The sequence below is a fragment of the Psychrobacillus sp. AK 1817 genome (assembly GCF_008807035.1).
Lineage (GTDB): Bacteria > Bacillota > Bacilli > Bacillales_A > Planococcaceae > Psychrobacillus > Psychrobacillus faecigallinarum.
The window spans coordinates 2,265,925-2,292,481 of record NZ_CP031739.1; the positions used below are offsets into that span (position 1 = coordinate 2,265,925).

Annotated in this window: 27 protein-coding genes, 2 pseudogenes and 1 riboswitch; of the genes and pseudogenes, 10 read left to right on the forward strand and 19 right to left on the reverse strand. The window is 36.8% G+C overall.

The annotated features are described in order from the left end of the window. Nucleotides 1-425: 425 nt before the first annotated feature. From D0S48_RS11185 to D0S48_RS11220, 8 genes and pseudogenes are all read right to left on the reverse strand, one after another. Nucleotides 426-2,630, reverse strand: a complete 2,205-nt coding sequence (locus D0S48_RS11185) for a sensor histidine kinase (RefSeq protein WP_151111687.1) — start codon at nucleotides 2,628-2,630, stop codon at nucleotides 426-428. A gap of 138 nt (nucleotides 2,631-2,768) precedes the next feature. After that, nucleotides 2,769-3,461, reverse strand: coding sequence for a response regulator transcription factor (locus D0S48_RS11190; RefSeq protein ID WP_151111688.1), 693 nt, complete (start codon nucleotides 3,459-3,461; stop codon nucleotides 2,769-2,771). A 118-nt stretch (nucleotides 3,462-3,579) separates the two neighbouring features. Then, the gene (locus tag D0S48_RS11195) at nucleotides 3,580-3,792 is read right to left on the reverse strand and encodes a hypothetical protein (RefSeq protein ID WP_151111690.1); all 213 of its coding nucleotides are present in this window, start codon (nucleotides 3,790-3,792) and stop codon (nucleotides 3,580-3,582) included. A gap of 198 nt (nucleotides 3,793-3,990) precedes the next feature. Next, complete coding sequence (locus D0S48_RS11200) at nucleotides 3,991-5,112, reverse strand: CamS family sex pheromone protein (RefSeq protein ID WP_151111692.1); 1,122 nt, start codon at nucleotides 5,110-5,112, stop codon at nucleotides 3,991-3,993. Between the two features lie 517 nt (nucleotides 5,113-5,629). Beyond that, nucleotides 5,630-6,041 (reverse strand): annotated as a pseudogene (locus tag D0S48_RS11205) (MarR family transcriptional regulator). Beyond that, entirely contained in the window at nucleotides 6,031-6,327 is a 297-nt protein-coding gene (locus D0S48_RS11210; protein ID WP_151111694.1) for a transporter suffix domain-containing protein, read from the reverse strand. The pseudogene D0S48_RS11205 and the gene D0S48_RS11210 overlap by 11 nt, the downstream one beginning before the upstream one ends. 349 nt (nucleotides 6,328-6,676) lie before the next feature. Then, nucleotides 6,677-7,141, reverse strand: coding sequence for a DinB family protein (locus tag D0S48_RS11215; RefSeq protein ID WP_151111696.1), 465 nt, complete (start codon nucleotides 7,139-7,141; stop codon nucleotides 6,677-6,679). 150 nt (nucleotides 7,142-7,291) lie between these two features. After that, nucleotides 7,292-8,203, reverse strand: coding sequence for a S16 family serine protease (locus D0S48_RS11220; RefSeq protein WP_144538356.1), 912 nt, complete (start codon nucleotides 8,201-8,203; stop codon nucleotides 7,292-7,294). A gap of 200 nt (nucleotides 8,204-8,403) precedes the next feature. Between D0S48_RS11220 and D0S48_RS11225 the strand changes: the two genes are divergently transcribed. Beyond that, nucleotides 8,404-9,285, forward strand: coding sequence for a BsuPI-related putative proteinase inhibitor (locus tag D0S48_RS11225; protein ID WP_144538355.1), 882 nt, complete (start codon nucleotides 8,404-8,406; stop codon nucleotides 9,283-9,285). 41 nt (nucleotides 9,286-9,326) lie between these two features. Here the strand turns inward: D0S48_RS11225 and D0S48_RS20650 are convergent, their stop codons facing one another. Genes D0S48_RS20650 through aceA form a run of 3 tightly spaced genes read right to left on the reverse strand, consistent with a single transcriptional unit; the run spans nucleotide 9,327 to nucleotide 12,368 of the window. Continuing rightward, nucleotides 9,327-9,449, reverse strand: coding sequence for a YhfH family protein (locus tag D0S48_RS20650; RefSeq protein ID WP_191697291.1), 123 nt, complete (start codon nucleotides 9,447-9,449; stop codon nucleotides 9,327-9,329). A gap of 12 nt (nucleotides 9,450-9,461) precedes the next feature. Next, complete coding sequence (gene aceB / locus D0S48_RS11230; protein WP_144538354.1) at nucleotides 9,462-11,057, reverse strand: malate synthase A; 1,596 nt, start codon at nucleotides 11,055-11,057, stop codon at nucleotides 9,462-9,464. A 27-nt stretch (nucleotides 11,058-11,084) separates the two neighbouring features. After that, a complete protein-coding gene (aceA, locus tag D0S48_RS11235) occupies nucleotides 11,085-12,368 on the reverse strand; it encodes an isocitrate lyase (RefSeq protein ID WP_144538353.1) in 1,284 nt (427 codons plus the stop codon). A 199-nt stretch (nucleotides 12,369-12,567) separates the two neighbouring features. Between aceA and D0S48_RS11240 the strand changes: the two genes are divergently transcribed. The 3 genes from D0S48_RS11240 to D0S48_RS20655 all read left to right on the forward strand — a co-directional run bounded on the left by D0S48_RS11240 (nucleotide 12,568) and on the right by D0S48_RS20655 (nucleotide 13,988). Beyond that, nucleotides 12,568-13,224 (forward strand): LytTR family DNA-binding domain-containing protein, encoded by a 657-nt coding sequence (locus D0S48_RS11240; protein ID WP_144538352.1) that lies wholly within the window; start codon nucleotides 12,568-12,570, stop codon nucleotides 13,222-13,224. A 223-nt stretch (nucleotides 13,225-13,447) separates the two neighbouring features. Beyond that, nucleotides 13,448-13,825 carry a YybH family protein gene (locus D0S48_RS11245; protein ID WP_144538351.1) on the forward strand — a complete coding sequence of 126 codons (378 nt, stop codon included), beginning with the start codon at nucleotides 13,448-13,450 and terminating at the stop codon, nucleotides 13,823-13,825. Beyond that, nucleotides 13,818-13,988, forward strand: a complete 171-nt coding sequence (locus D0S48_RS20655) for a hypothetical protein (protein WP_154311906.1) — start codon at nucleotides 13,818-13,820, stop codon at nucleotides 13,986-13,988. The genes D0S48_RS11245 and D0S48_RS20655 overlap by 8 nt, the downstream gene beginning before the upstream one ends. 25 nt (nucleotides 13,989-14,013) lie before the next feature. Here the strand turns inward: D0S48_RS20655 and D0S48_RS11250 are convergent, their stop codons facing one another. From D0S48_RS11250 to D0S48_RS11270, 5 genes are all read right to left on the reverse strand, one after another. Further along, on the reverse strand, nucleotides 14,014-15,366 hold the full coding sequence (locus D0S48_RS11250) for a DUF4652 domain-containing protein (RefSeq protein ID WP_186318154.1): 1,353 nt from the start codon (nucleotides 15,364-15,366) through the stop codon (nucleotides 14,014-14,016). Beyond that, nucleotides 15,359-15,883: a sigma-70 family RNA polymerase sigma factor gene (locus tag D0S48_RS11255; RefSeq protein ID WP_144538349.1), complete on the reverse strand. Its 525-nt coding sequence runs from the start codon at nucleotides 15,881-15,883 to the stop codon at nucleotides 15,359-15,361. The genes D0S48_RS11250 and D0S48_RS11255 overlap by 8 nt, the downstream gene beginning before the upstream one ends. Before the next feature lie 113 nt (nucleotides 15,884-15,996). Continuing rightward, complete coding sequence (locus D0S48_RS11260; RefSeq protein WP_144538348.1) at nucleotides 15,997-16,446, reverse strand: hypothetical protein; 450 nt, start codon at nucleotides 16,444-16,446, stop codon at nucleotides 15,997-15,999. A gap of 152 nt (nucleotides 16,447-16,598) precedes the next feature. Continuing rightward, nucleotides 16,599-17,198 carry a CPBP family intramembrane glutamic endopeptidase gene (locus D0S48_RS11265; protein ID WP_225321610.1) on the reverse strand — a complete coding sequence of 200 codons (600 nt, stop codon included), beginning with the start codon at nucleotides 17,196-17,198 and terminating at the stop codon, nucleotides 16,599-16,601. Nucleotide 17,199: 1 nt separating this feature from the next. Next, a complete protein-coding gene (locus D0S48_RS11270; RefSeq protein ID WP_144538347.1) occupies nucleotides 17,200-18,084 on the reverse strand; it encodes a DMT family transporter in 885 nt (294 codons plus the stop codon). Nucleotides 18,085-18,178: 94 nt separating this feature from the next. Between D0S48_RS11270 and D0S48_RS11275 the strand changes: the two genes are divergently transcribed. Further along, entirely contained in the window at nucleotides 18,179-18,409 is a 231-nt protein-coding gene (locus tag D0S48_RS11275; RefSeq protein WP_144538346.1) for an excisionase family DNA-binding protein, read from the forward strand. Nucleotides 18,410-18,469: 60 nt separating this feature from the next. Here D0S48_RS11275 and D0S48_RS11280 read toward each other — a convergent pair whose 3' ends face one another. Together D0S48_RS11280 and D0S48_RS11285 are read right to left on the reverse strand one after the other, a co-directional pair. Continuing rightward, nucleotides 18,470-19,456, reverse strand: coding sequence for a homoserine dehydrogenase (locus D0S48_RS11280; RefSeq protein ID WP_144538345.1), 987 nt, complete (start codon nucleotides 19,454-19,456; stop codon nucleotides 18,470-18,472). Between the two features lie 123 nt (nucleotides 19,457-19,579). Continuing rightward, entirely contained in the window at nucleotides 19,580-20,872 is a 1,293-nt protein-coding gene (locus tag D0S48_RS11285) for an O-acetylhomoserine aminocarboxypropyltransferase/cysteine synthase family protein (protein WP_151111699.1), read from the reverse strand. A 120-nt stretch (nucleotides 20,873-20,992) separates the two neighbouring features. After that, nucleotides 20,993-21,108: riboswitch (SAM riboswitch) on the reverse strand. 145 nt (nucleotides 21,109-21,253) lie between these two features. On the opposite strand from D0S48_RS11285, the gene D0S48_RS11290 reads away from it, so the two are divergent. Both D0S48_RS11290 and D0S48_RS11295 read left to right on the forward strand, forming a co-directional pair. Beyond that, complete coding sequence (locus D0S48_RS11290; RefSeq protein ID WP_151111701.1) at nucleotides 21,254-21,895, forward strand: glycerol-3-phosphate acyltransferase; 642 nt, start codon at nucleotides 21,254-21,256, stop codon at nucleotides 21,893-21,895. A gap of 13 nt (nucleotides 21,896-21,908) precedes the next feature. Then, nucleotides 21,909-22,496, forward strand: coding sequence for a YdcF family protein (locus D0S48_RS11295; protein WP_151111703.1), 588 nt, complete (start codon nucleotides 21,909-21,911; stop codon nucleotides 22,494-22,496). A gap of 157 nt (nucleotides 22,497-22,653) precedes the next feature. Here D0S48_RS11295 and D0S48_RS11300 read toward each other — a convergent pair whose 3' ends face one another. Beyond that, the gene (locus D0S48_RS11300; protein ID WP_151111705.1) at nucleotides 22,654-23,403 is read right to left on the reverse strand and encodes a DUF2087 domain-containing protein; all 750 of its coding nucleotides are present in this window, start codon (nucleotides 23,401-23,403) and stop codon (nucleotides 22,654-22,656) included. 153 nt (nucleotides 23,404-23,556) lie between these two features. Between D0S48_RS11300 and D0S48_RS11305 the strand changes: the two genes are divergently transcribed. The 3 genes and pseudogenes from D0S48_RS11305 to D0S48_RS11315 all read left to right on the forward strand — a co-directional run bounded on the left by D0S48_RS11305 (nucleotide 23,557) and on the right by D0S48_RS11315 (nucleotide 26,554). Further along, nucleotides 23,557-25,254: a M3 family oligoendopeptidase gene (locus D0S48_RS11305; protein ID WP_151111707.1), complete on the forward strand. Its 1,698-nt coding sequence runs from the start codon at nucleotides 23,557-23,559 to the stop codon at nucleotides 25,252-25,254. A 27-nt stretch (nucleotides 25,255-25,281) separates the two neighbouring features. Beyond that, nucleotides 25,282-25,688: pseudogene (locus D0S48_RS11310) on the forward strand (RDD family protein). 212 nt (nucleotides 25,689-25,900) lie between these two features. Beyond that, nucleotides 25,901-26,554, forward strand: a complete 654-nt coding sequence (locus D0S48_RS11315) for a lysoplasmalogenase (protein WP_151111709.1) — start codon at nucleotides 25,901-25,903, stop codon at nucleotides 26,552-26,554. The last annotated feature ends 3 nt before the right edge of the window (nucleotides 26,555-26,557 follow it).

Consider the following 26,557-nt stretch of genomic DNA (forward strand, 5'->3'; position numbering starts at 1 on the left):
TGAATAATACATATGTTTACAGAGTGTGGTTGGATTAGGGTCTCATTTCCAATTCCTATTCCTTCTCTCGAGATGGTTTTACGACAATCCGGAGCTCCTTTACTACAATTAAGCTCTACTTTACGACAATTACACGCTACTTTACTACAATGCATTTCCTGCTCCTTCTCTCGAGATGGTCTTACGACAATCGGGGGCTCGATTACTACAATCCAGCTCTACTTTACGACAATTACACGCTACTTTACTACAATGCATTTCCTGCTCCTTACTTCGAGACAGTTTTACGACAATCCGGAGCTCCTTTACTACAATCGAGCTCTACTTTACGACAATTACACGCTACTTTACTACAATGCACTTCCTGCTCCTTAATTTCATACTAAAAACCCCCTCCACAAAAGGAGGGGGGTTACATTTTCTAACTAGATTGTTTGTATTTTCACCGTAACTTTAAACAAGTCTCCGTCTACTTCCATTCTTAGAATTCCGCCATGTAGGTCTACGATGGATTGTGCAATAGCAAGCCCTAGACCAGAGCCGTCTGTATGACGAGATGTGTCGGCGCGCTTAAATCTCTCAGTAAGTTCTGCCACATCATCACCTAGCTCATATTTAGCTATATTTTTAATAACAAACACCGCGTATCCATCCACCTGATCTAAATTTATATAGACCCGTGTGTTAGGTAGGGAGTACTTCAACGTATTAATAATAAGGTTGTCTAGAACTCTCCACCATTTCTGACCATCTACGTAGGACATGATCGGTTTTGTGCCGATAGTTACTCGGTAATCGAGACCTGATTTATCAATATCCTCCTGGTGCTCGGCAACTGCCTGTTGCAAAAGCTGGGTTAAATCTACCTTACGTTTGTCTAATTCAATATTTCCTGTAGCCATTTTGGATACTTCAAATAGATCCTCTATCAATGTTTTTAAACGTAATGACTTTTTGTCTAAAATCGCTATATAAGAAGCTCGCTCTTCCTCCGTAATATCGGGATTTTTCAATAGGTCAGTGTACGTAATAATAGAAGTTAAAGGTGTACGCAAATCATGGCTGACATTTGTGATTAGCTCGGTCTTCAATCGTTCACTCTTCACCTGCTCTGTTTGAGAGGATTGCACACGACCTCTTAGCTCATTAACATTAGCTGCAAGCTCTGCTATTGGTGATTTGCCTTTTACTTTTATTTCCGTTCCATTGTTACCTTTAACCATCTCTTCTGTCTTTCCTATTATCCTGTTCAAGTAAGCCATCCGAGAAGTTAAAATACCCAATACCGGAATACCGATAAATAATGTAGCTGGAATCCAAACTAAAATTAACTCCCAAAACTGAAAGGTTAACATTGTTCCAAATCCCCAGAAGAAAATCACTACTAACAGAATAATCGTTTGTACCCCAATAGAACGTCTCAGGAAGAAACCTTCTAATGAATTAATCCAACTTACTGTTAAGCTATTTTTCCAATCTGCTGTATTAAATGAATTTTTCAGCCATGGCAATTGATATAAGGTTAATGCCGTTAATATAACTGCTGCAATAAAACTACCAATTGGAATGTCATATCCGCCATAATAAAAGATTGATAGCATTGCTTCCTTAGAAAATAGGATTGCTAGATAAGCACTAACGAAAACTAACACAAAACGAACATCAATTGGTAAACTCTGAAATTTTTCTCGCCCAGGCTCAAATTGGAATGTATCTCGATTCTTCCTCCATAAGGAAACAAACAATATTGCTGAAAGAGCCCCTATAACAATGACTCCGTAGAATATTAGCTGTTGTGTTTTAAAGTAATTGTATTGATCAGCTCTATTTCCACTTAGCATACTTGCTTCAGATATGGCAATTGTGCCTTCAAAACGAGAATACTGATCTCCAATGGCATCTCTCAGATCCCACTCTTCACCATCATAATAATTACGTTCCATTTCTGCTAAATCATAAACGTTACTTTTCTTTAAATATCCATTATCACTAGAGAACACTTTCTTAAATGCATTTTTCTTCCCAATATCACCATTGGTAAATACTTCGCCTGTTTCTATATTTTTTAATTCGTAGTTAAAATCATCTCTTTCAATGAGAAATCTATTCTTGGCCTTAGTTAAGTTTCGAAAGTAAGCATCCACTTCTTCTTCTTTTTCTCTTCGAATCTTATCTTCTACATATTCGTCGCTTTCAAAGTTCTTTCTAATATCGGCAATCTTTGCATCACGTTCTGCTATTATACCTTCTTTTAGTGAGGTTTCCTCGGGTTGCTCCTGTGCCGCACCATCAATTGAGGTTTCCTCTGTTTTTGTGGAATTTATTCTTTCCTCATAATTTTGCTCAATTGAATAAATTTGCTCCTCTAAATTTCCAAAACGATTACGATACTCTTCAATTTCACTAGAGGACACTGTTATACTTTTCTTCACTTCTTCTATATCTGGAACGGCCAATACTAATGGGACTAGTGCAGATTCATATTCACTTAACTCTTGTTGAAAATCATAACTATCAAAATAAGAAGTACCAACGTACTCTTTAGCTTTATTTGTGAGAGTGTATAGAGCACCAATTGCTATTACTGCTAACACACTCAATATAACTACTTTTCCTAGCGGACGTTTCATCTTGCTCCCCCTTTCATTAATTCAATTACTTCGGTAAATGTTCTACTAATATCCATGATGGGAATTAGGTGAATTGTGCAATAAAATAAGCAAAGTGCACCGCATAAAATAGCAGTTATAGAAAATATCAGACTCCATTTACTTGTCGATTTTATAGCCAACTCCCCACACCACCTTTAAATATCTTGGGTTTTTAGGATTCGTCTCAATTTTTTCACGTATTTTTCGAATATGAACGGCTACGATATTTTCTGCGTTATAAGCTGGTTCGTTCCATACTCTCTCATAAATCTCATTAATAGAAAAAACTCGACCTGCATTAATCATCAGCAATTCTGTAATCTTATACTCAATAGGTGTAAGCTTAACTGCTTCGCCTTCCACGGAGAGCTCCTTTGCTTCCTGATTTAATATAAGTCCATCTACCTCTACTGTTGCTTGTTTCCCTTGATATGTCCCAAGCTTTGTATACCTTCTTAGTTGAGACTTCACTCGAGCTACAAGCTCCATTGGGTGAAAGGGCTTCGTCACGTAATCATCCGCTCCAACAGACAAGCCATGAATCTTGTCTGAATCCTCGGCTTTAGCGCTTAACATAATAATAGGTATATTTCTCTGCTCTCTTATTTTAAACGTAGCAGAAATCCCATCCATTTGAGGCATCATAATGTCTAGTACAATGACATGAACCTCGTTTTCCTCCAACAGCTCCAGTGCCTCTAATCCATTTCCCGCCTTCAATACACGGTAGCCTTCATTTTTTAAATATATTTCTATTCCATCTCGAATATCTTGATCATCGTCCGTCACTAGTACTGTAAACTCAGGCATCCTTATACCTCCTCCGCATCGCTTTCTTATGTTTCTAATTGTAACCTTCATTTCTTAACATTCCAGCAGTATAATTCTGAAGAAAATCTTAAGAAATTCATATATTTACTTGTATTTATTAAGCTGATTTCATTGAATTAAAATTAAACGTAACAAGAGCATCGTTTATTCCCATTTTCTTTATATCAGTTTGAAATTTTTCTCCAATCGGCCTTGGCTCAATTTCAGTAAACTGAACAACTCCAGAACTTCTATCATTCAGACCCCCTATTAGGGCGGAGATATCTCCTGTTCCAAACACCACTTGTATATTTTTATTTATTATAGGCAATATAAAAACCCCTCATCTTAACTTATAAATGCGCTTCGTTTAAATACCTTCACTCTACTCTTATATACTAATTGCTATGGTGATTGCTCATATAGGGTAGTTTATAAAAAACACTACTGATAAGAAAAAAAGAAATCGATGCTAATCGATTTCTCTTTTTCTTGAATATCAGCTAGTTAATTCCCAGCCTCTTTTAAATTATATTGGTCTTGCATAAAGCTGTTTTTTTATTGGATCCCAAATGATAATTCCAACATTTTGATTTAGATCTGTAAAAGTAATAGTAATAGGTATAGGAAGATAATCAACTAAAACAGTATTTAATTTATCACCAGTGAGTTGTAAAAGACCAATCAATTCAGGATCATTTATTAAAGGCACGTTAACATCTAGTTTTAAATCAATTAATTCCCCGTTTTGATATCGAAGTTTGCCACTTATTTTAGGATTTAAATGTCCAAAAAATTTCTGAATATCTTCTTTGAAAATTAATAATTTATCATAAGTTCCTTTGTCTAAACTATATAATGAATCTGAAGGGAACGTATAATTTTTTATATCTATATCAGTCCATTTATTTATTCTATCTCCTTCTGGAATAAATGTTTCAGCTAAAAATATTCCTGGAAGTATACCATTTATATTTGATTCTTGGTATAAAGTTAAATAAATAGGGACATTAGGTATTTTATTATTGTTTCTAATATTTTTAATTATAACTTCGGCTATTTCCTTCCCGTAATTTTCCACATCATTTACATTATCATCGTTACTATCGACTTTAACTTGACCTGTATGAACTAAACCTTTATCATCAGTTACTCTAAAGTCATAAAACTCATTCAAAGATATTGCTAAAGATATTCCCTCTAATTTTCCATTTTCTTTGTTAATAAAATTATGTTCTAATACATGAGATAATATCCTAGGATTGTTTTTTTGATCTTTTACAACATCTCCCGTACTATCTTTTATAGATGGGTTTAAACCAAAACCTTCTTTTGATTTTCTATCTAACCATTGACTAATAATATTTTCATCTAAATATTGACCTTCCTGCATATAAAACTTGTTTGTAGAAAAGTGATTTACTGATAATTCCATTAGTCCTTGCTCAATTTCAGTTACATCTAATATATTGTTTATATTACTCAGTATCAATCCTCTTGAAACGTTAGTCTTTGCAGGTTGCATAATTTCATATATGTTCTTTTCTTGAAATAGTGATATTTTATTTTCAACAACTTGTTCATCATTACTACAAGAAACTAAAAAAAATAGTGGTGTTATAAAAAACAACATCCTCTTCCATATTTCCATTTATCGCAACCTCCTTACCAATTTATATATAATAAAACCATACATTTCCATTTTAGTTAACTTAGACTAAAAAGTAAAACAGACAACCAAATTAGTTACATAAGGTCTAACTTAAGATCCTTTATAAAACACTTGGCAGTAGTCTATTTAAAAGGCGTACGATTAATTACTTTAAATCGTATTTACTATATAAAAATCGAAATTTTTTCGTAAAAATTGGTGTATCTAACCAAATTTTTATTTAATTTATCCATTTATTCATATCTCATAAAAAAAATGACCTTGAGCAAATGCCCAAGACCAATGTAAAATTAATGGTGGTCGATTATGGAAGGTATCCCTCATGCCTCCTATAAACTATGTAGGAAGCTCACTTTTACTCTATAAAAATAACGCTAGCTTATGCTGTCCGTTTCAGCAACAATTTTTCGTATTTCGGTATCTGTTTTTGCATCTACATTCCATAGCGGATTAAATTTAATTTCCCACTCCAATGACTCAGGATCAATACTCCAATCTACGACGCTGATGTTTGCACCGCAAGTTCCTTTAGTTTCACTTCAGAGGATAAACTCGTATAATATTTTTCGGAAACCTGTTGCATAAATACGTCACACTCTTTTTTATACAATAAGCCCTTTTCTCCAAGTTCCACTGAAAATGTACGCTTATCTTCCGCGTGTTGCTTTCTAATAATATATCCTTCTGCCTCAAGTTTAACTAACTGTTGGCTGATTGCACTCTTGGTTTTATTCATTTTTTCCGCCAACTTTGTAGTGGTAGATGATGGGTGGCGAATAATTAATGTTAACAATGTATATTGCTGATTATTTAATTGAAAATTCATGTAATTTCTTTTTTTCTTCTAGCAACAGCCATAGTTCTTCAATTGTTTGATTGATTTTCTCAGCTATATTTTCATTCTTCATGCTTTTGACTGTCACCTTTTCTTCTCCAGTTTTTCGGGTTTAACTTGTTTTTGTATTTGTTCACTACTTCTTTCCCAACAAATACAGCACCTATCAAGAATATGATTTCGCCAATTACTATACATACGGGAATGATAGTAGCCTTTATATGGGTTGGCAATGAGGTGAAAGGTACGATGGCTGCGGCCCCCCAAAATATAGGATAAAGGATTAGAAGTACTATTCCAAGTTTAAATAGAAATGGTTTCTTTTGTTTATTTTTATTTTCTAATAGTTCTTTTTCCAATGCTAAGCCCTCACGTATAATTTATTTTAGTTCACTTAACTAAAATAAATTATATGGGAAAGATGGTTTAATTACTAGGTAATGCATCCTCTAAAATCAAGCTATTATATAATAGTTTGTTCTATAAATCCGTTACGATTTTCACCTTTCCTAATTCAAATTTTCCTACTGTATAAGTTCAATAAGAAAAGTGCATTTTGTTCCTACCAAATATTAAAAGAGCACCCGATTGGATGCCCTCAATGTTACTTTTTATTAAATTACTGCCCTTTAACCGTTACGATAGTATCTTATTTATCTATCTTGGCCTCTACGATGCCGAAGCCATCTCGAAACTGCTAATCTCTAACTATTGAGGTTCAATGAGATCAGTGTCTGGCGGGATATACCCAAGTTGTCTTCCTATTTTAACGATTTGTCCTTTATGGTGAAATTCATGAGTGATGGTATGGGTAAAAAGCCATAATGCTGTAAATTCCCCTCTTCCATCAACCTTATTAGTTTCATCCCATTTACCACTAAATTTATTTAGAAATTCATAAACCAAGTCATCCGTTCCCCTAAAAATTTCGCGTATTTTCTCAACATCGTTTACTGATTCTATTTCTATTTTGGAAAGTGATTTCCCAAGTGCACGATTTCCTAACCATACTCGATAACAGTTAGCTACATGAACATGTAGACTTTGAACTGAATCACCACCGAAATTTTCAAGCTCTTTAACATAATCGGCAGGTGACAACGTTTCGCAATAATCAAATAAAGATTCCCTTGTACGTTGTATCCAATCATACTGGGTTTTGAAAACATCCATCTTATCGCCCTCCTTTAAAAAACATTTTTTAATCGACCAGCCTCACTAACCTATTAAAATTATTCAACATCCATCTAAATAATCCCTCTTTCTTCAAAAAACCTTCTCAGTTATTTGAAGAATGAAGATAATCCTTCATAGATACTTTATTTAAAAGTTATTTCTATATTCTTCGTTCAAATCATTAATAAGTTCAACCGCTCCATCTACATGTTCAACATCATAGACTTCCATATTTAGTTTTAATTCTTTTTGAATAGCTACCGCTTCTTTTGCATTTTCGCTCGGGATAATCATAAAGTGAAAATCGTATTTATCTGCAGTTTGTAGCTTTTCCTTCAAGCTTCCGATAGCTGATACGTTTCCGTCTCCATCTATCGCCCCCGTAACAGCAATTTTTAACCTATTTTGCAATTCGCCTTTTATAATGAGTTCTGTTAGTAATAAGCTAAGCCCCGAGCTATCTCCTATAGCTTGATCATCATTAAAATAATCAGTAATCCTTGTCTCTTCTTTCCCGAAATATTGCTTCAGATTCTCTCTCATCTTTTCTTTTGGAGATTTTTCATTTAGGTGTATCCAACTTAATAGCGTCTTATTTTTTTCTTCATAAAGTATTTGATTCGTCAATTTAGTAATCTTATAAAAATCTTCATTTTGTCTTATCAAATATTCCTGTGCCTCCTGTTTGCTTTCCATATTATCTAAAGGTAAAGAAGCAACACTTACTATAAAGATCCCTGAACCTACTACTGTCTGCCTTGGCTCTATGTATACGTCTGCTACGTGTGTTTTTGAGATAAACCCTAACAGCGGCAGCTCATAGCAAAATAATAGGAGTAGTATGGATAGAGAAATTCCAATTTTTCGTCTCGTTGCACGTTTTTTTCGAAGCGCAATCATTGAGATAGATAAAACAATTAGGCTAATCAGTAATATTAGTAAAAACGAGATTCCATCAATGTAATCTTGAAGATATAATACTAGAAATAAAAGATAAAAAAAGATCGTTAAAATGACTTGGACTACATTTAATGAACGAAATTTATCAATAATTTTCAACTCCAATCTAAAATTATATGTTGTTCAACTTACATGTCATCGTTCTTATATATAAATTAATTAACAAATAAATAAATAAGAATATTTCGCCCTATAAAATACCATTTTTATCTAATTGTAGCATCTATTCTATTATTTTTCCGTCTTATCTGAAACTTTCTCGCGCAAAAACTGTCTAATGTTTTAAAGGAGTGAACAAGATGAAAAAAATGCTATGGAGTTTGCTAACTGTTTTTATGCTCTTAATTCTTGCAAGCTGCGGAACTAATGATAATGATGAAAATAATCCTACGACGGGAAGCGAGCAGCAAGAAACTGAGCCTAAGGTGTCTACTCAGTTAAATGTGGACGCTAATGGAGAAGCAGTTTTCCTTATAAAAAACGAGTCAAATAAAGAAAGTACCTTATCATTTACCAGTGGCCAGGAAGTGGAATATCAGCTACTGGACCAAGATAAAACAGTAGTATATACGTACTCTGCAAATAAAAGCTTTACACAAGCAATTCAGGAAAAAAAGCTTCAGCCAAATGAAGAAATTTCCTTTGACCTAGACCTGGAAAATGAGCTCGTGGATGTACCTGCTGGAAAGTATACGCTGGTGGCTTGGTCATTAGCACCTGAACTTAGTGACCAAAAAGTTGAAACTACTTATGACTGGGCTGGTACGGAAAAAGCAGAGGAGAGCGCCCCTCCTGCAGAAGAAATAAGTAAAGTTACTCTTTATCGCGAGGACGATAATGCTGAATTCGTGGAGCCTTATGAGGTAGAAATCGATCCATCTGGAGATATGGTGAAGCAAATATTTGAGGAAATAGATACAACTAAAGTCGGTTTGTTGGACTATCGATTTGAAAATGACGATAAAAAGCTAGTGCTTGTTATGGATAAAACTACAGAAAACGTACAAGGTACGGCTGGGGAGTATTTATTCATTGGTAAAGTCCTTCATTCCTACTTTGAAAACTTCCCTAAATTAGAGGAGATTGATTTCGTGCAACAAGATGGGAGCCCGGCTGTTCTTCCACATATGGGAGCAGTTAGCACCTTTACAAGAGATGAACAATATACAAAACCAAATTAATGTAATGAAAAGAGCTTGGATTGCCTCCAAGCTCTTTTTATTTATTCACTTCTTTTGTTTAGACAGCGTTCGCATTCGAATAATGGAGATTCTACTTGCTCTTGGATGACACATCCACATTCGCGACAAATCTTTGAATTTTTTTCACTTGTTGGCTTATTCATTCCAATCACCTCCTATAGTTTTGCATAGCCTGGAATTGTTAGAAATTCAATGAAGTTATCCTCTTTTACAAGAGTCAAAAATAGCTCTGCTGCCTCCATATATCTTCCGGACAAATAGATATCATTGCCGAAGTCTGCTTTTAGCTTTCCTAGCTCCTCTGTTAGAACCTGCTCGACAAGCGGCATTGTAATTTTCCTTCCATCCTCTAGCTTTCCTTCTGGATGTCTAACCCATTGCCAAACCTGCGTACGAGAAATTTCTGCCGTCGCTGCATCCTCCATTAAGTTGTTAATAGGTGCAGCTCCATTTCCTTGAAGCCAAGAAGCGATATACTGAACCCCAACACTACAGTTTAATCGAAGTCCTTCTTCCGTAATTGTTCCAGTTGGCACTTCAAGTAAATCCTCCGCAGTTACCTGCACATCCTCTCGTTTACGATGGATTTGGTTTGGGGTTGGCATATGCTCATCGAATTGCTCCCATGCTACTGGTACTAGCCCTGGATGGGCCACCCAAGTTCCATCATGACCATCAGAGGCTTCCCTTCTTTTATCTTCACGTACTTTGGCAAAGGCTGCCTCGTTTGCCTCTTCATCATTCTTAATGGGGATTTGGGCTGCCATGCCACCGATTGCGGAAGCATTTCTCTTGTGACAGGTTTGAATACAAAGCTGCGTATATGCTCTCATAAACGGAGAAGTCATTGTCACCTGGCCTCGGTCTGGTAAGATTACCCCTGGCTGATTGCGGAGGCGCTTGATGTAGCTGAAAATATAATCCCAGCGTCCACAATTTAATCCTGCAGAATGTTCTTTTAGCTCGTATAAAATCTCATCCATTTCAAATGACGCCATAATTGTTTCTATTAATACAGTTGCTTTTATAGTCCCTAGTGGAATATCTAGCTTCTCCTGAGCGAACACAAAGATATCGTTCCATAGTCTAGCCTCTAGATGACTTTCTAGCTTTGGCAGATAAAAGTACGGTCCTGTTCCTCGCTCGATTGCCTCTTTTGCGTTATGGAAAAAATATAAACCGAAGTCAAAGAAGCTACCGGAAATCGGTTTTCCATCTATATGAATATTTTTCTCCATGAGATGTAGGCCTCTTGGACGAACGAGCAACACTGCTGTTTCATCCTTTAGATGATAGCTTTTACCCGTTTCGGGTTGAGTATAAGAAATCGTCTTTTTAACTGCATCCCTCATATTGATTTGACCCTCAATCATATTCTCCCAAGTAGGAGATGTTGCATCCTCGAAGCAGGCCATGAATGCTTTGGCTCCAGAGTTTAAGGCATTGATGACCATTTTCCGATTGACCGGCCCTGTAATCTCTACCCTTCTATCCTGTAGATCCTGAGGAATTGGAGCAATTGTCCAATCTCCTTCTCGGATATGCTTCGTCTCTGCTAGAAAATCTAACTTTTCACCATTATCTAGCCTTTCTTGGCGTTTTCTCCGAGCAATCAGTAATTCCTTTCTTCGATCATCAAATGTTTGATGAAGAGAAGCGATGAAATCCAAAGCCTCTGGCGTTAATATTTCGTACATTCCTTCAACTTCATTACCTACTACTTCAATATTTTTTGCAGCTGTTTGTTCCATTCCTTTACCCTCCCATTTCTTCAATGATCAAGCAAATTGTGCTGTTTCTGTGGATCCCTTCATTGCAGTTGTTGAGGAAGTTCCACCAGATACAATTTGAGATACCTCATCAAAGTAGCCAGTACCAACCTCACGCTGATGTTTGGTAGCTGTATACCCCTTTGACTCGTTGGCAAACTCTGCTTGCTGCAATTTAGAATAAGCTGCCATGCCTTTAGTTTTATATTCATGCGCAAGCTCAAACATGCTGTGATTCAGTGAATGGAAACCTGCAAGTGTAACGAATTGGAACTTGTAACCCATCTTGCCTAGTTCTACTTGATACTCAGCAATCGTTTCTTCATCCAGATTAGCCTTCCAGTTAAAGGATGGAGAGCAGTTGTATGCAAGCATTTTATCTGGATATCTAGCATGGATGGCATCAGCAAATTGTTTTGCTTCCTCTAGGCTTGGATGGGACGTTTCACACCAAACTAGATCTGCGTATGGTGCATATGCTAAACCACGTGCAATTGCTTGGTCGATACCTGCCTTTGTTCGGTAAAAGCCTTCTGGAGTTCTTTCCCCAGTAATAAATTCATGGTCACTTGGATCAATATCACTTGTAACCATATCTGCAGCGTCTGCATCTGTACGTGCTATTAAAACGGTTGGTACCCCTGACACGTCTGCTGCTAGACGAGCTGCTACTAAATTGCGGATAGCATTTTGCGTAGGAAGTAGAACTTTCCCTCCCAAATGACCACATTTCTTTTCAGAGGCTAATTGGTCCTCTAAGTGAACGCCTGCTGCCCCCGCTTCAATCATTCCTTTAATTAACTCAAATACATTTAGTGGTCCACCAAAACCAGCCTCAGCGTCTGCAACGATCGGTGCAAACCAATCAAACTCATCCTCACGTCCCTCTGCTTGGTCAATTTGGTCTGCCCGCTGTAGTGCTTGGTTAATACGCTTAACTACTGCTGGCACGCTGTTTGCCGGGTAAAGGCTTTGATCTGGGTACATTTGGCCTGAAAGGTTAGCATCTGCTGCCACCTGCCAGCCGCTCAAGTAAATTGCTTGAAGACCGGCTTTTACCTGCTGTACTGCTTGGTTTCCTGTTAGGGCTCCTAAGGCATTTATGAAATCTTCTGTATGAAGAGATTTCCAAAGGCGTTCTGCTCCCTTGCGCGCCAATGTATGCTCGATTTGTAGCGATCCTCGAAGTTTAATAACCTCTTCTGGAGTATAAGGGCGCTCTATTCCCTTCCAACGGCTATCCTCTTCCCATTGCTTTCTAAGCTCTTCTACTTGTTGTTGTCTATTTATCATAATTCAACACACCTCTCCTTAATTTTTCGATAATTGAAAATATGTCTTTTTTACTGTATCATAACAGTGTTGTTTCTTGTAATCTAATATATAACAGAAGGATTTATTCTGTATCGTTTTTTGGATAGGTCGCTTTTTTAAAGGGATGAATTAGAAATAGGATGGATGAATGCAAATAATTGATTTTGGAGGTGTATAAATGGAAATAACGAAAAACCAATTAAAGAGATATAGTAGCCTGCTAGAGGAGTGGATTCCTAAGGAGGCTTCCATTGCAATTGCCGTTAAAGACCAGTACATCTATTACTACGCAGGAGAGCATGATCTCCAGTTAAAAGAAGGACAGAAGGTACAGCCAGGAAGTATTGCAGATGTAGTTTTGAAGAGTGGGTGCAGAGCGGAAGCTGTGTTAGACGATAATTTGTTTCATATACCTTATTACGGGGTGGGATACCCAATAGAGATTAATGGCGAAGATGCAGTATTAGTTGTAATACTACCTCCACAACATAGCGTGAAGAAGTTTCAACCCTTTCGATTTCTCACAGGAAAAAAGGAAGATGAATGGAAGCCAGTATCCATTGAAAAAATAGAATATATGGAAAGCTTGCAAAAGAAGACTTGGTTTTACACAGAGGGAGAGACGTATAAAACAACTATTTCTTTAAAGGATCTTCAAAAGCGGCTACCCGATAACTTTATACGTATACATCGCTCTTATATCGTCAACATCTCCTTTATTGATCGAATCATTCGAGACTTTTCATCAAATTTATTAGTTGTATTAACGAACGGTACGGAATTGCCCGTTAGCCAATCTTATATGGCGGAGGTTAGGAGCGTTTTGGGATTTTGAAAGCTGAACGGTCATAAATACTTGTATCCGGTCATAAAAAAATCTATACGGTCGTATTTTCCTTATGAACGACCATAAAATTTTTTATACGGTCATAAATCTCGCTGAATGGGCATAAACAAAAGGAGCTGCCAATCGGACGCTCCTTTTTAGTTTCAAACCTCGGTTGTTTTCAAGAAAAATTTTCTATATTATAAAAATAATACATATTTGGAGGATAATCATGGAAATATTGAACACTTATATAGCAGCAACTAATACCCACAACTTTGAAGAAGTACAAAAAGTATTGCACAAAGATGCCGTTTATTTTTTTTCTGATCAAACCTGTACCACTCATCAAGCAATTCAGACTTATTTTGAAAATGCTTGGACCATTGTAAAAGACGAAAACTATGAAGCTCGCAATGTATACTGGCTTCATCAAGGTGAAACTTCAGCCACTTGTATTTATACTTACTTTTATGAAGGGTACATCAATGGAGAGTATTCAAGTGGAGAAGGTAGAGCTACGAATGTGTTCGTGAAGGAAGAAGGAAGGTGGTTACTCATTCATGAGCATTTAAGTAATAAAATAGTAAAGGAGGAGAAGTATGATTAATACAATTATTGCAATTATCCCTCTTATTCTTTTCTTTGCATTCTGGATTTTTATTATCTGGTTTGTCATTACATTGGTTCATTCGAGCAAAGAGCGCAATGAACTATTAAAAGAGATTTCTAGAAAGCTAGATAATCTTCAGAACACAAACAAATTAGATTAAAAGAGAGGGATAATCACACCCTCTCTCAAGGCTTTGGTAAAGGCAATGTTTCTTCTTCTATATGACTCTCCGAACTTTCCATGGCATCTGTATCATATACATGTAACTGGTATGTGAAAGTTCCGTCTTCATTAACCTTTACAGACATAACCTCTTCCTTGTTAGTTAAATCTGTAATAATTGGTTTCACTTCATTCTTCTCGATATCCAACATGTACAGCTTTCCACCAGCCGTTACCATTCCGTATCCATATCCGATAATTACAAATAATCGTTGTTCGTCAATCCACGCTACATCTTTTGGTGTATACTGACTGTTTTGCTCTGCCTCAAGCAGTTTAAAAATAAGCGAATCTTTAGTTTCAATGTTTTCAATCACTAGTGTGCCAATGCCCTCCTCTCCTGCTTGTTCTCCAAGACCTTCGATTGTCGCTCGAAGTCCACCATTTGGAGAAGGTACCCAAGTAGAGTGGAACTCAGGTTCGTAATCAGATTTTATAGTCTTTGCAAATGTCTCTGGAGTTTTGTTGTCAACATCATCAGTCTCCTTAGTATGCTTAAATTCTGTAATATCCTCTGTTAACCCAATCACATAGTCGCCTTTCTCTTCATCCCAGTATTCAGATATCCCTTTTACATATCCATAATTAGGAGCATAGTAGCTTCTAGCACGATAAGCATCTGCGGTTGTTTCTACTACCATGACATCGGTAAAGGTGCCTAAGGGCGTTGTAATCTCTTCATTTAGTGAAACAATAACTCCTTCACCAAGTGTACCTCCATACCCATATTGATCTCCTGCTTGAAAAGGAGCTTCTAAAATTATTTCTATGGTAGGCAAGGACTCTAACTCTTCGAATGTCATATTTGTTGGAGAAGTAGCCTCCATCACTTCTCTGTACACTAGTTCCAACTTATTTTCTTTTATTCGATAAATATTTTCGAAAGTTTCTCCTGCATTACTTATTATTTGTTTTATATAGAATTGATTGATCCAAATTGTATCTATAGTAGAACCACTATCCTCATATCCTCCTGCAAATACAGATTTGCTATTGCTCGGGAAATACTCTCTTAAAGTCCAAGTAAGGTCTTCTTCCTGATTCGGTTCCTCTTTGTTTTCCTCGTTAGGAGTAACCGTCATAGGTGATTCCTCTGAAGGCTGCGCTTGCTTTTCGGTTAAAAAGTTAGGAATTATTAATATACTAGCGACAGTTATCATGCCGAGAAACGCAAGAATAGTTGCATAATAGGTCAATCGCTCTGGTGTTCTTTTTACGCGCTTTCTCTTATTCTTTTGGATTTGTTCCTGCACTCTAGCAGCACGGTCAGAGGTGTCCCCTATTTTCAATAGCAGTTGTCGTTTGATATCATTCATGTATAAGCACCTCCCATTCACCATGCTTTAATTTTTCCTTCAAAAGTGCCCTGGCCTTCCTGAGCCTTGTCTTTATAGTATTATCTGAAATGGTCAATAGCTGTGAAATCTCCAGCACTGATAACTCTTCAAAATAATAATGAATGATAACCTCGCGATATTTTAAGGGCAGTTCCAGCACGGACTCTGCCAGTTCTGACTTTTCATCGTTTTCTACGATTCGATTTCTTGATTTTTTGGATGGTGTCTTAAATGAATTAGTTAATATATGAGTTCGATATCGCCAGCTCTTTAAATAGTCCTTGCATCGGTTAATGGTCATTCGTCCAAGATACGTCTTCAAGGATGCACGTTCCTCAAACTGCTCGAATTTTTGATAAAAGGCCAAAAAAACCTCTTGAACAATATCCTCTGCTGCCGGCCATTCCTTTACATATAAATAGGCAATCTTCAGCAAATAATCCATATGCTCCTGCATGACCTGCTGAAATCTCTGTTCCTCTAGATAACCGTTCAATTCCCATCCCCCTTCCCTTTGCCTTTTACTAATAGACGAGGCTCCCTACTCGCACGTTTTAAAATGTGGATATATTAACAAAAGCTGCTTCGATATATGCTCGAAACAGCTTGTTACTTTAGAATGATTATCTCTTTTGTATATGGGTTAAACACTAATGAAATTTTTTTTGAATCCTGAATAGCTTTTATAGAATAAACTTCTTTTCCAGTTTCAATTTGAATTGATGTGGTTAAAAAACTTTCTATTACCTCTACCTTGTACTCCCTCTCCACTATTTCCTGTGCTTCTACATACGTATAATTAGGCTTAACAATTTCATAGAACAAAGTAATGCAACCAATTCCAATTAAGCACGATATGATCGTTTTAAAGAGTTTTTCTTTTTCATCCATCGACACTATATAAATATGAACATACGATAATAATATTAAAGGTATCGAAGCTGATAAAAAGTATAAAGTTGGATCAATTCGTAAATATTCGCGTGAATCATAAAGTAAGTGGAGAAAGAAAGCAATTGAGACAATAAAATAAATGATTGATGCGAATATGTTCTTCATCGTCCAACCTCCTCCCTTTTGGAGCCACAATAATAAAACTAAGCTTTCCTCTCCTAATTAGGACTTCTTTTTATATTATTCAACAAGTCGCACTCATTCACCTTTCCCTGAAAACAAAAAACACAGCCCCTTTTAAAAGGCTGCGGTTCCAATTAAGATTTTAGTTTTATCACATTAAATTTAAATAATAACGTAATACCAACATTGTTTACAAAATGAATAAATAGAGGGACCAATAAATTGTCTGTATAAAAATAACTCCAGCCTAACACTAAGCTTGGAACTGTGATATTTAGCAGCATCCACGGTTTCCTATAGTACTGTATGTGAAATGCAACAAACAAAAAAGCAGTTAAAATAATTGCAAGCCATTGATGTTCCAAGGTTAAAAACAAGACATTTTGGATAATCCCTCGAAAAAGGAGTTCTTCAAAAAGTGCAGCTACAAACATAAACGAGACAATAACAAAAATCGAGTTGTTTTGATATCCCTTATTCGTATCATTTATATGTTCTGCTGAGGTTAAATAGGTAAGTAAAACTCCATATAGGGTTAAAACAATCGATGCGAAGATTATTACGATAATCATTTTCGAAACTTCATTAAATGATAAGACGCTTGAAAGTGCCAAATAGTCTTCTATCACCATAAAAAGGAGGATTGCCAAGCAACATAAATTCAAGCCCATAAATGCTGGTATAGCACTCTTCAGATTCATGTGATTTACTTGTCTTTCGCTTACATTTTTCAACCTATACCTCCACCTGTTTCGATTCTTTGTTTGCTTTACTGCCTACAGTCAGAATGACAATACTTCCAAGCAGGAGGCCAATACCGACCCAAGAAGTAGCACTCAATATCTCACCTACGACAACCACACCAAGTAGGGCTGCTGTAGTCGGCTCTGCTAGAGACAAGGTCAGTGCAGAGGAGGCTGGGATTTTGCGAAGACCCCAACCATACAAAACATAGGCCACGCTTGTTGTAGCTAATCCTAAATAGAAGATGATTCCCACGTTCCCTGTATCAGCTAGCCAACTTATGTCATACATAAAGAGAAATGGTGTTAACAGAAACGCACTAAGCGAGAATGTCATCGCTACCACGGGTATCGCTTCTTCCTTTTGCAAAAGAGATTTGCTTGTCAATGTATAAAAGGCAAAAATAAGTCCGGCGATCAGTGAATAAGAAATGCCGACGGGATCAATTGTGACTTCACCCTTCGTTAAAAATAAAAACAGACAGCCTACTATTGCTAGTCCAGTAGAGAGACCCCATACTCTTGTCGGTCTCATTTTAAAGAAGATCCACTCAACCATTCCGGAGAATACCGGTGCACTTCCTATAGCCACCACACTAGCAATCGCCACTCCTGTTAAACGAACCGATGAGAAAAATAATAATTGAAACAAGGATATGCAAATAGCAGCGTATAATGTTTCTTTCCATGGCCAAGAGCGAAACTTAAATTTTTTTAGTAAAATCATAACGATCAGTAAAGGAATTCCTCCCGTTGCTGAACGCCCTGCGCTAATAATAAATGGATGTGCATTATCTGGTAAAAATGTTTGGGCAGTGCCTGTCGTTCCCCAAAGCATGGCACCGAGTAATACGAATATGTATGGTATAACAGTCACTCATTTCATCCTTTCTGCTATCACTAAAATATAAGTAGGAGCGTTGAGTTACTTCTTTTTCTCCATTATACTAATATGTAGGAGGGATTTGTACATGTACATGACAGTAGAAGAAACGGCTGATTTCTTGTCTATGCCACTTGATCAGGTCAAAAGGTATATAGCCGAAAAAAAGATACGTGCTGTCTTTGACGGAGAGCAGTATGTCGTCAATAGTGCACAGTTCGAAACCCATTTAGAGCAAGTGGAAGAATTGAAACGCCAAATCGACGAGTGGCGAAACACTCCTATTCCAGAAGACATAGACGTAAAAGACGAAGACTAACCGTTTTAAGCATACATCAAACAAAAAGGACGTTTCCTTGGGAAATGTCCTTTTGTTTTTTTATATAGTAATGAAAAAACCTGCGCGTTTTCCAATGATCTCTGCATAATCCTCTACCATTACACTAGCAGTAGGATACATACCAGCTCCAGGTCCTACCAATGTTAGTGTTCCAATATAGTTCGTATCTAAGGATACAGCATTATTTACACCTTCAATAGCATATAACGGATGATCTGGTCCAACTAATTGAGGTCCTACTGAAGCATAAAGCTCTCCGTTTTCATCCTGTTCGATTTCTGCCACATGGCGGTAACGGAGCCCGGTATCCTTCGCTTTACGCACATCCTCTAATGTAATTTCATCGATTCCTACTACACGTACCTCGTTCCAATCAGGCTGTTTTCCAAACGCTAATGCACTTAAAATCATTAATTTGCGAAATGCATCCTGACCAGAGATATCATTGTAAGGATCTGCCTCCGCATACCCTAATAACTGTGCTTCTTTTAACGCATCTTCAAATGGAGATTCTTCTAAACGCATTTGTGTCAAAATATAATTGGACGTTCCGTTTAAAATGCCTTGAATCTTTTTCACTGAGTTTACTTGAAGTAGATTTTTTAATGTCTTAATAATTGGGACTCCACCTGCAGTGGTCGCCTCATACCCTACAAAAACTCCTCGTGACTTTGCACGTTCCTGCAATGGGATACTATATTTTGAGAACATGACCTTATTTGCTGTAATGACGTGACAGCCCTTGTCTATCGCTCTACATAAATAGCTATAAGCCGGCTCTTCGTTAACTATTGCTTCAAAAACTACTTGAAGCCCAGGAATATTTTCAATATCCTCAAAGTCATCTGTCACTAATACGCCTGGGGTCTCGGGTCTTTCTTTAGCTAAATTATTAATGAGAATCGCACAAATTTCGATGTCCAATCCTAATGACTTTTTTAAGTCTTCTCGTTTTTCATTCACAATGTGATAAATCCCTTGGCCGACTGTTCCAAATCCTAAGATTGCTGCTTTTATTTTTGCCATGCTGTCTCCTCCAAATGAATCTGTACAATTGAATTTAAATAATCGTACTTGAATAAAATTTCAATTAACTAATTGACTATTTTACATATTGTAGACTATTTCCACTCAATTAACAACAAAATTCTATCTAGAGAGGACATTTGTTTTCTCTAAAAGTACTTTTCCGAGTGCTTCTTGTAAATCTTCTACTGCCTCCAAGCCTACAGACAAGCGAATTAGATCCTCTGTAACCCCTGTTTTTACTAAATCCTCCGGTGTAAGTTGTTGGTGAGTAGTGGAAGCTGGATGAATAATTAGAGATTTTGCGTCTCCCACATTTGCTACATGTGACCAAATCTCTATATTATCGATAATATGTCTACCTGCTTCTCTACCTCCCTTTGCTCCAAATGTCAAAATAGAACCGTATCCATTCTTTAAATACTTTTTAGCAAGTTCATGTGTAGGATGGCTTTCAAGCCCTAAATAGTTAACCCATGAAACTTCCTCATTGTCATTTAAGTACTCCGCAATTTTCTGGGCATTTTCGTTATGTCTTGGCACTCGTAAGTGAAGTGTTTCTAATCCTTGAAGAAAGGAGAAAGCTGCTTCTGGGCTTAGAGAAGGACCAAAATCACGTAGCAACTGGACTCTTAGCTTTATAGCAAATGCCACGCCTGGAACATCGATTCCGTAGCGCAAACCATGATAGGTTACGTCTGGCTCTGTAAAGCCCGGGAATTTTTCAGAATTCCAGTTGAAGTTACCTCCATCAACTACTACTCCACCAATTGTTGTACCGTGACCTCCAATCCATTTTGTCGCCGAATGGATAACTATATGAGCGCCATGCTCAATTGGATTTGAACCAAACGGAGTAGCGAAAGTATTATCTACTAGTAATGGAACCCCCACTTCGTTCGCAATGGTAGCTACCTGCTCCACATCCAGTACATTTAAGCTTGGATTTCCAATAATTTCAGCAAAAAAACCTTTTGTCTTCTCAGTAACTGCTGATCTGAAATTCTCAGGATCCGTTGAATCTATAAACTTTACAGTAATTCCATAGCGAGGAAGTGTATGAGCAAAAAGATTAAAGGTCCCTCCATATAAGTTTTCAGCTGCGATAATTTCATCTCCAGCGCCTGCAATATTTAAAATAGAAAATGCAATGGCTGCCATCCCTGATGAAAGGGCCACTGCGGCAGTACCTCCTTCAAGTAATGCAATTCTTTGCTCAAAAACATCAACTGTTGGGTTTGTTATTCGGGAATAGATGTTACCAGTCTCTTTTAATGCAAATAGATTTTGAGCATGCTCAGTGTTTTGAAATACATATGAGGTTGTTTTGTGAATCGGTACCGCTCTTGATCCTGTGACTGGATCCGGTTGTTGTCCACCATGCAATAGAAGTGTTTCTTTTTGAAGATTTGTCATTTTGAATTCCTCCGTTATTAGTAGATTAGATGGATGCTTGGAGGCGGGAGAGGATTATAGAACTGCCAATGTAAAAACCCCTCTTCACTTAAGAAGAGGGGTCAAATTGACATGTTCCTCCTCTTATCTTCCAAATTCATAAAAGAATTTGTAGGATTTAGCACCTTTCCAAGTAAAAGAACTTGGTGGTTGCCGGGCATCGTAGGGCCTATTCCCTCCGCCACTCTTGATAAGAGTATTAGATTAGTGTTCCATCTTGTTACACAGTATAAATCCTCCGTTATTTATAAGTCAAGTTATTTTATATAAAATTCTGAAACTTCATCATTTTATAATCGTTTAATATAATAGATAGAATATTATTTTTGGGGGTGTCATAGAATGATTATTTGGAGTGTTAGCATTCTTTTAATAGGCTACTTAGTTGGTTCGATTCATGGATCAAAATTAGCCCAATGGATGAGTGGTGTTAATATAAAAAAAGAAGGCTTAAATAATTCAGGAGCTTCCAACGCCACCATAGTGCTTGGATGGAAGTATGGCGTTTTAGTAGGAGCCATAGATATTTTAAAAGGCGCAATTATGATTATTGGGGCAAGATTAATTGCTCCGCAGCTGACCTCACTTAGTACCTCTGAGCATGATTTTTTGCTTTATATAGCTGGTGCTGCTGTAATCTTAGGGCATAACTTTCCTATTTACACAAAATTTAAAGGCGGTAAAGGCACAGCTTCCATCATTGGAGTACTGCTAGCGTTACATTGGCCGATTGGATTAGCAGGACTATTATTGTTAATCTGCATCACACTTTTGACTGATTATTTATTGATAGGTGTATTCTTTTTCTACCTTATCTTTATAGGAGCCTCTATATGGACCGCAGATGGAATAGGTCCAATCATAGTTGCAGGATTTCTATTTCTAATGGCGTCGTTCTTACATATAGAGAATGTTCAGCGGTTAATTCGAAAAGAAGAAGTAAAGATTTCCTCTGTTATGAAGAAAAAAAAGCCATCACTGTAAAAGGAGTGGTTAAATGAGCAAAAAAAAGAGGTGGATTGTGCTAGTTCCTTTAATAATAATGGCAACTAGTGGAGTCGGTATGTGGATGCTTACAAGCAAATGGCTAGAGGATGGATTAAAACCTAAGGCAAACGGTTCCAATGAATACGCAATTGTGTTAGGGGCCAAGGTTAAACAAGGCCAGATTCCTTCTCTTGCACTACGATATCGTCTAGAGGCTGCACTAGAATATGCAAACACATATCATAATGTAAAGCTCGTTGTGACTGGAGGACAAGGACCGGACGAGGATATAGAGGAAGCAGTGGTTATGAAGGAATATCTCATGGAGAATGGAATCCCCGAGAGTCGAATAATCGTAGAAGATCAATCCACTTCTACGTATGAAAACCTTCTGTTCTCCCAACAGCTTCTACCCGATAGCGTTACCTCTGTCACAATTATTACGAGTGATTTTCATCTACAACGGGCAAAGATTATTGCAGAAGGAATAGGATGGAATGCAGATGTGGTTGCTGCTAAGACACCACAAATTTCAGAGTCAAAATTGCGATTACGTGAAAGGGCTGCCTTGCTCAAAACCTTTGTATCTGGAAAATAATAAAAGGGAGAGATGCAAAAATTATAATCTCTCCCTAGCTAAAAGAACGGATTGACTTCTTTATCCGAGCTCCCTTTGTTACATCGATTCTCCTCTGTATCTTTCTATCCACTATAAGCTCTTGCAGAGTTTACTTGAGGCTCTTTTTAATTCATCGTTAATCCTTCACCCAATAAGTGCTGCCATCATCTTTTCTATCTAAAAACCCATACTCGATTAAATAACGTCTTAACGTCACATAATCCTCATAGACATTTTTTAAGATCGTATTTATTTCTTTTTCAGTGTAATTTTTCTCTTGTTCAAAACGTTGAATAATAACTCTAAGTGTTGAAAGCTTTTGTTTTTCCTTTTTCGGAAATTTTAGCATTGGTCCGTTAATCCCCTCGGGAAAAAATTTGCTTTCGAGTTCAGCTTGTTCTTCTTCCGTGATATTGTAGCGATCATCCACCATGGTTGCATTCTTGTGAACAGGCAGGAATGCAGGGGCATGATTATCTCTTTCCTTCAACAGTTCCATCATTGTTAAAAATATTTTCGCCTGTCTTTCCTTTTCCTTTAGAACAAACCGATGATTTCGAATAGTTGAGGCACTCCCTATTCCTAGCTCCTTTTGGATTTCTACATCGCTCTTCCCCTCAAAAAATAGACGTAGCAGACTGTTTTGATGTTCAGTCAATCCCGTTAGCTTTTTGTTTAAACCACTTAAATATTCAAAAGTTGATACGTGTTTGTTATCGATATGACGAATCATAAACTTCTCAGCTTCATATAACATATTATTCTCGGGGTAGATGACACCCTTTTCTATCTGTTCTCCACATAGCAAACACTGATAAACGTTTGCTTCTTCTATATATCCCTTTTTCATCTCTTCAATTGTAGCTTCCCAAAATTTTTCTATCATGACTATAACAAACAACTCCTAATTATGTTTATTTATTTACAAACATAATATATTATTATCTATAATAAAACAAGATAAATAATAAGTTGCAATTTATCTGAAAATAATAAACAATTAGAAGGAATAGATTAATAATATATAGGGGGAAATACATTGGTTACATTTAAAGAATACAAATATAATAGACCTGATTTACAAGAAATGAAGACAGCTTTCCATGAACTACTGGCTAAAATGAAGGAAGCAACATCTGTGGAAGAGCAAAACTTAGTGATTGAAGAAATAAATGCAATTCGCAACAATTTTTCTACTCAGGCTAACCTTGTATATATTAGAGCTTCTATTGATACAAATGATGAATTTTATCAAAAAGAACGAGATTTCTTTGATGAAATTAGCCCTGAAGTAGATGAGCTTGTAACGGAATACTATAAAGTTCTAGTAGATTCTCCTTACAGAAACGTATTGGAACAGAAATGGGGTAGTCAACTATTTGATCTTGCGGACTTTCAAATTAAGGGGTTTTCTTCAGAGGTAATCAGTTTAATGCAAAAGGAGAATAAGCTAACTTCTGACTATTCTAAGCTAGTTGCATCGGCCGAAGTCGAATTTGAAGGGGAAAAATATACACTCGCGCAACTTGGAAAATTCACCGAGTCTACTGATCGTGAAGTAAGAAAAAAGGCTAGAGAAGCTTCCGCTGGATTTTTTCAAAAAAACGAAGAAAAATTTGATACTATATATGATCAACTTGTTAAAATTCGTCATGAAATCGCAACTACACTAGGCTATAAAAACTTTGTTGAGCTCGGCTATGTTCGAATGAATCGAATCGACTATAACGCGGAAATGGTTAAAAAATTCCGTGACCAAGTACGTGATCACATTGTTCCTCTTGCAAATAAACTATATGAAAGACAGGCTAACCGCATTGGAGTAGATAAACTAAAATTTTACGATGAACCACTAAACTTTTTAACAGGAAATGCTACTCCACAAGGCTCTCCACAATGGATTATTGATAATGGAAAGAAAATGTATGAAGAGCTATCTCCAGAGACTGCTGAGTTCTTTCAATTTATGATTGATCGTGACTTGATGGATTTAGAAGCTAAAAAAGGGAAAGAGGCTGGTGGCTATTGTACGTTTGTAGATGACTATGAGTCTCCATATATCTTCTCTAACTTCAATGGAACCTCAGGTGATATTGATGTCCTTACGCACGAAGCAGGTCATGCATTCCAGGTATATACTAGTCGCAATATTGGGATTCCAGAATATATTTGGCCTACCTTCGAATCCTGTGAAATTCACTCGATGAGTATGGAGTTTTTTACTTGGCCTTGGATGGAACTTTTCTTCAAAGATCAAACTGAAAAATATAAATTTGCTCACTTAAGCAGTGGACTTCTCTTCTTGCCTTATGGTGTAGCTGTAGACGAGTTTCAGCATGCTGTATATGAAAATCCAGAAATGACTCCCGCAGAAAGAAAGGCAGCTTGGAGAAATATTGAACAAATTTACCTACCTCACCGTGATTATGATGGCAACAGTTATTACGAGGCTGGTGGCTTCTGGCAGCGTCAGGGACATATATACGCAAGTCCTTTCTATTACATTGATTACACATTGGCGCAGATTTGTGCATTCCAATTTTGGAAACGTTCCAGAGAGGATCGTGAAGAAGCGTGGAGAGATTATTTACACCTTTGTAAATTAGGTGGCTCTATGTCCTTCACCAAACTTGTAAAGGAAGCTCATCTCATTTCTCCTTTTGAAGAAGGTTGCGTGGAATCAGTTATAGGTACAATTGAAGATTACTTAAACAGCGTAAACGATGCTGCTCTTTAATATTAAAAAGTAAGGGGTTTATACTTTATGAGCAATCCTGCTGGTTTTTGGATACGATTTTGGCACTTCTGTTAGATGCTATTATTATCGGAATACCATTATCACTAATTAGCTTAGTTCTTATAGGAGAAAGTGATACTTGGTTAACCACAATTGGTCAGACATTCTATTCCTTTGCAATCCCTATTTTTTGGACTGGGTACACGGTAGGCAAAAGAATTGCAGGTATTCGAATTGTTCAGATAGACGGATCTAATGTAGATATTCGGACGATGGTAAAAAGAGATCTTATCACTGGGCTCATTTACGGGTTAACCTTAGGTATAGCTGTTATCGTAAGTGCATTCATGGTGGCTTTACGTGAGGATAAGCGAGCTCTTCATGATTTTATAGGAGGGACTTATGTAACCCATAATCCTCCTGATTACTTGTAGGGGTCTGCGTCTGCCCCCTACAAGTAAATTTAGAAAAGCGAAAAGGCAGTGCCCCGTTGCCATAGCCTTTTAGTATTTGTAAACTCTAGTGTCCTAAATAAAGGACTGGGACAGCATGTCTCAGTCCTTTTAGCACGGTAACGTAGAATTTATTAGATTATAGCCTCATACAATGGCAGGAAAATATTTGTAATAAAGAAAGAGGTGCAGTTATGTGGAGTAAAATCTTATCTATTGCTATTGCGTTAATGGGAGTCATCTATATATTCTTGATTCCTTATGATCCAACTGGATTGAAAATCACGTTCAAATTAATTCCTATGCTCCTTATTATTCTATTTGCATTTAGCCAAGCTCCTGGTTTGCCAAAGATCTATAAAACACTCATTATTTTAGGATTGTTTGTATGTATGCTCGCAGATGGATTAATTTATTGGTTTATAGTTGGTCTCGTAACATTTTTAATCGGACATATTATTTATATTTTTGCCTTTAGAAAAATTAAGAAAAACTCAATTCCTAAATGGGCAGCCACATTATTATTAATATATGGTCTCATTATGAGCGTATGGCTGGCAGGTACGTTATGGTCAGAAAAGGAATCTTTTTTAGCTGTTGCTGTAGTTCTCTACATAGCAGTGATATTAACTATGGGGTGGAATGCATTTCAAACAGGGAATAAATTTGCCATTATTGGTGCTACTTTGTTTATATTCTCTGACTCTATTCTTGCAATCAACAAATTTATAATTGATGTTCCTTATGAGCACTCGCTAGTCATGCTTTCTTATTACGGAGCACAATTTCTATTTGCATACAGTATAATTTCTCATTATTCCGCTACACGGAATAATCTGTTAAAATAAACA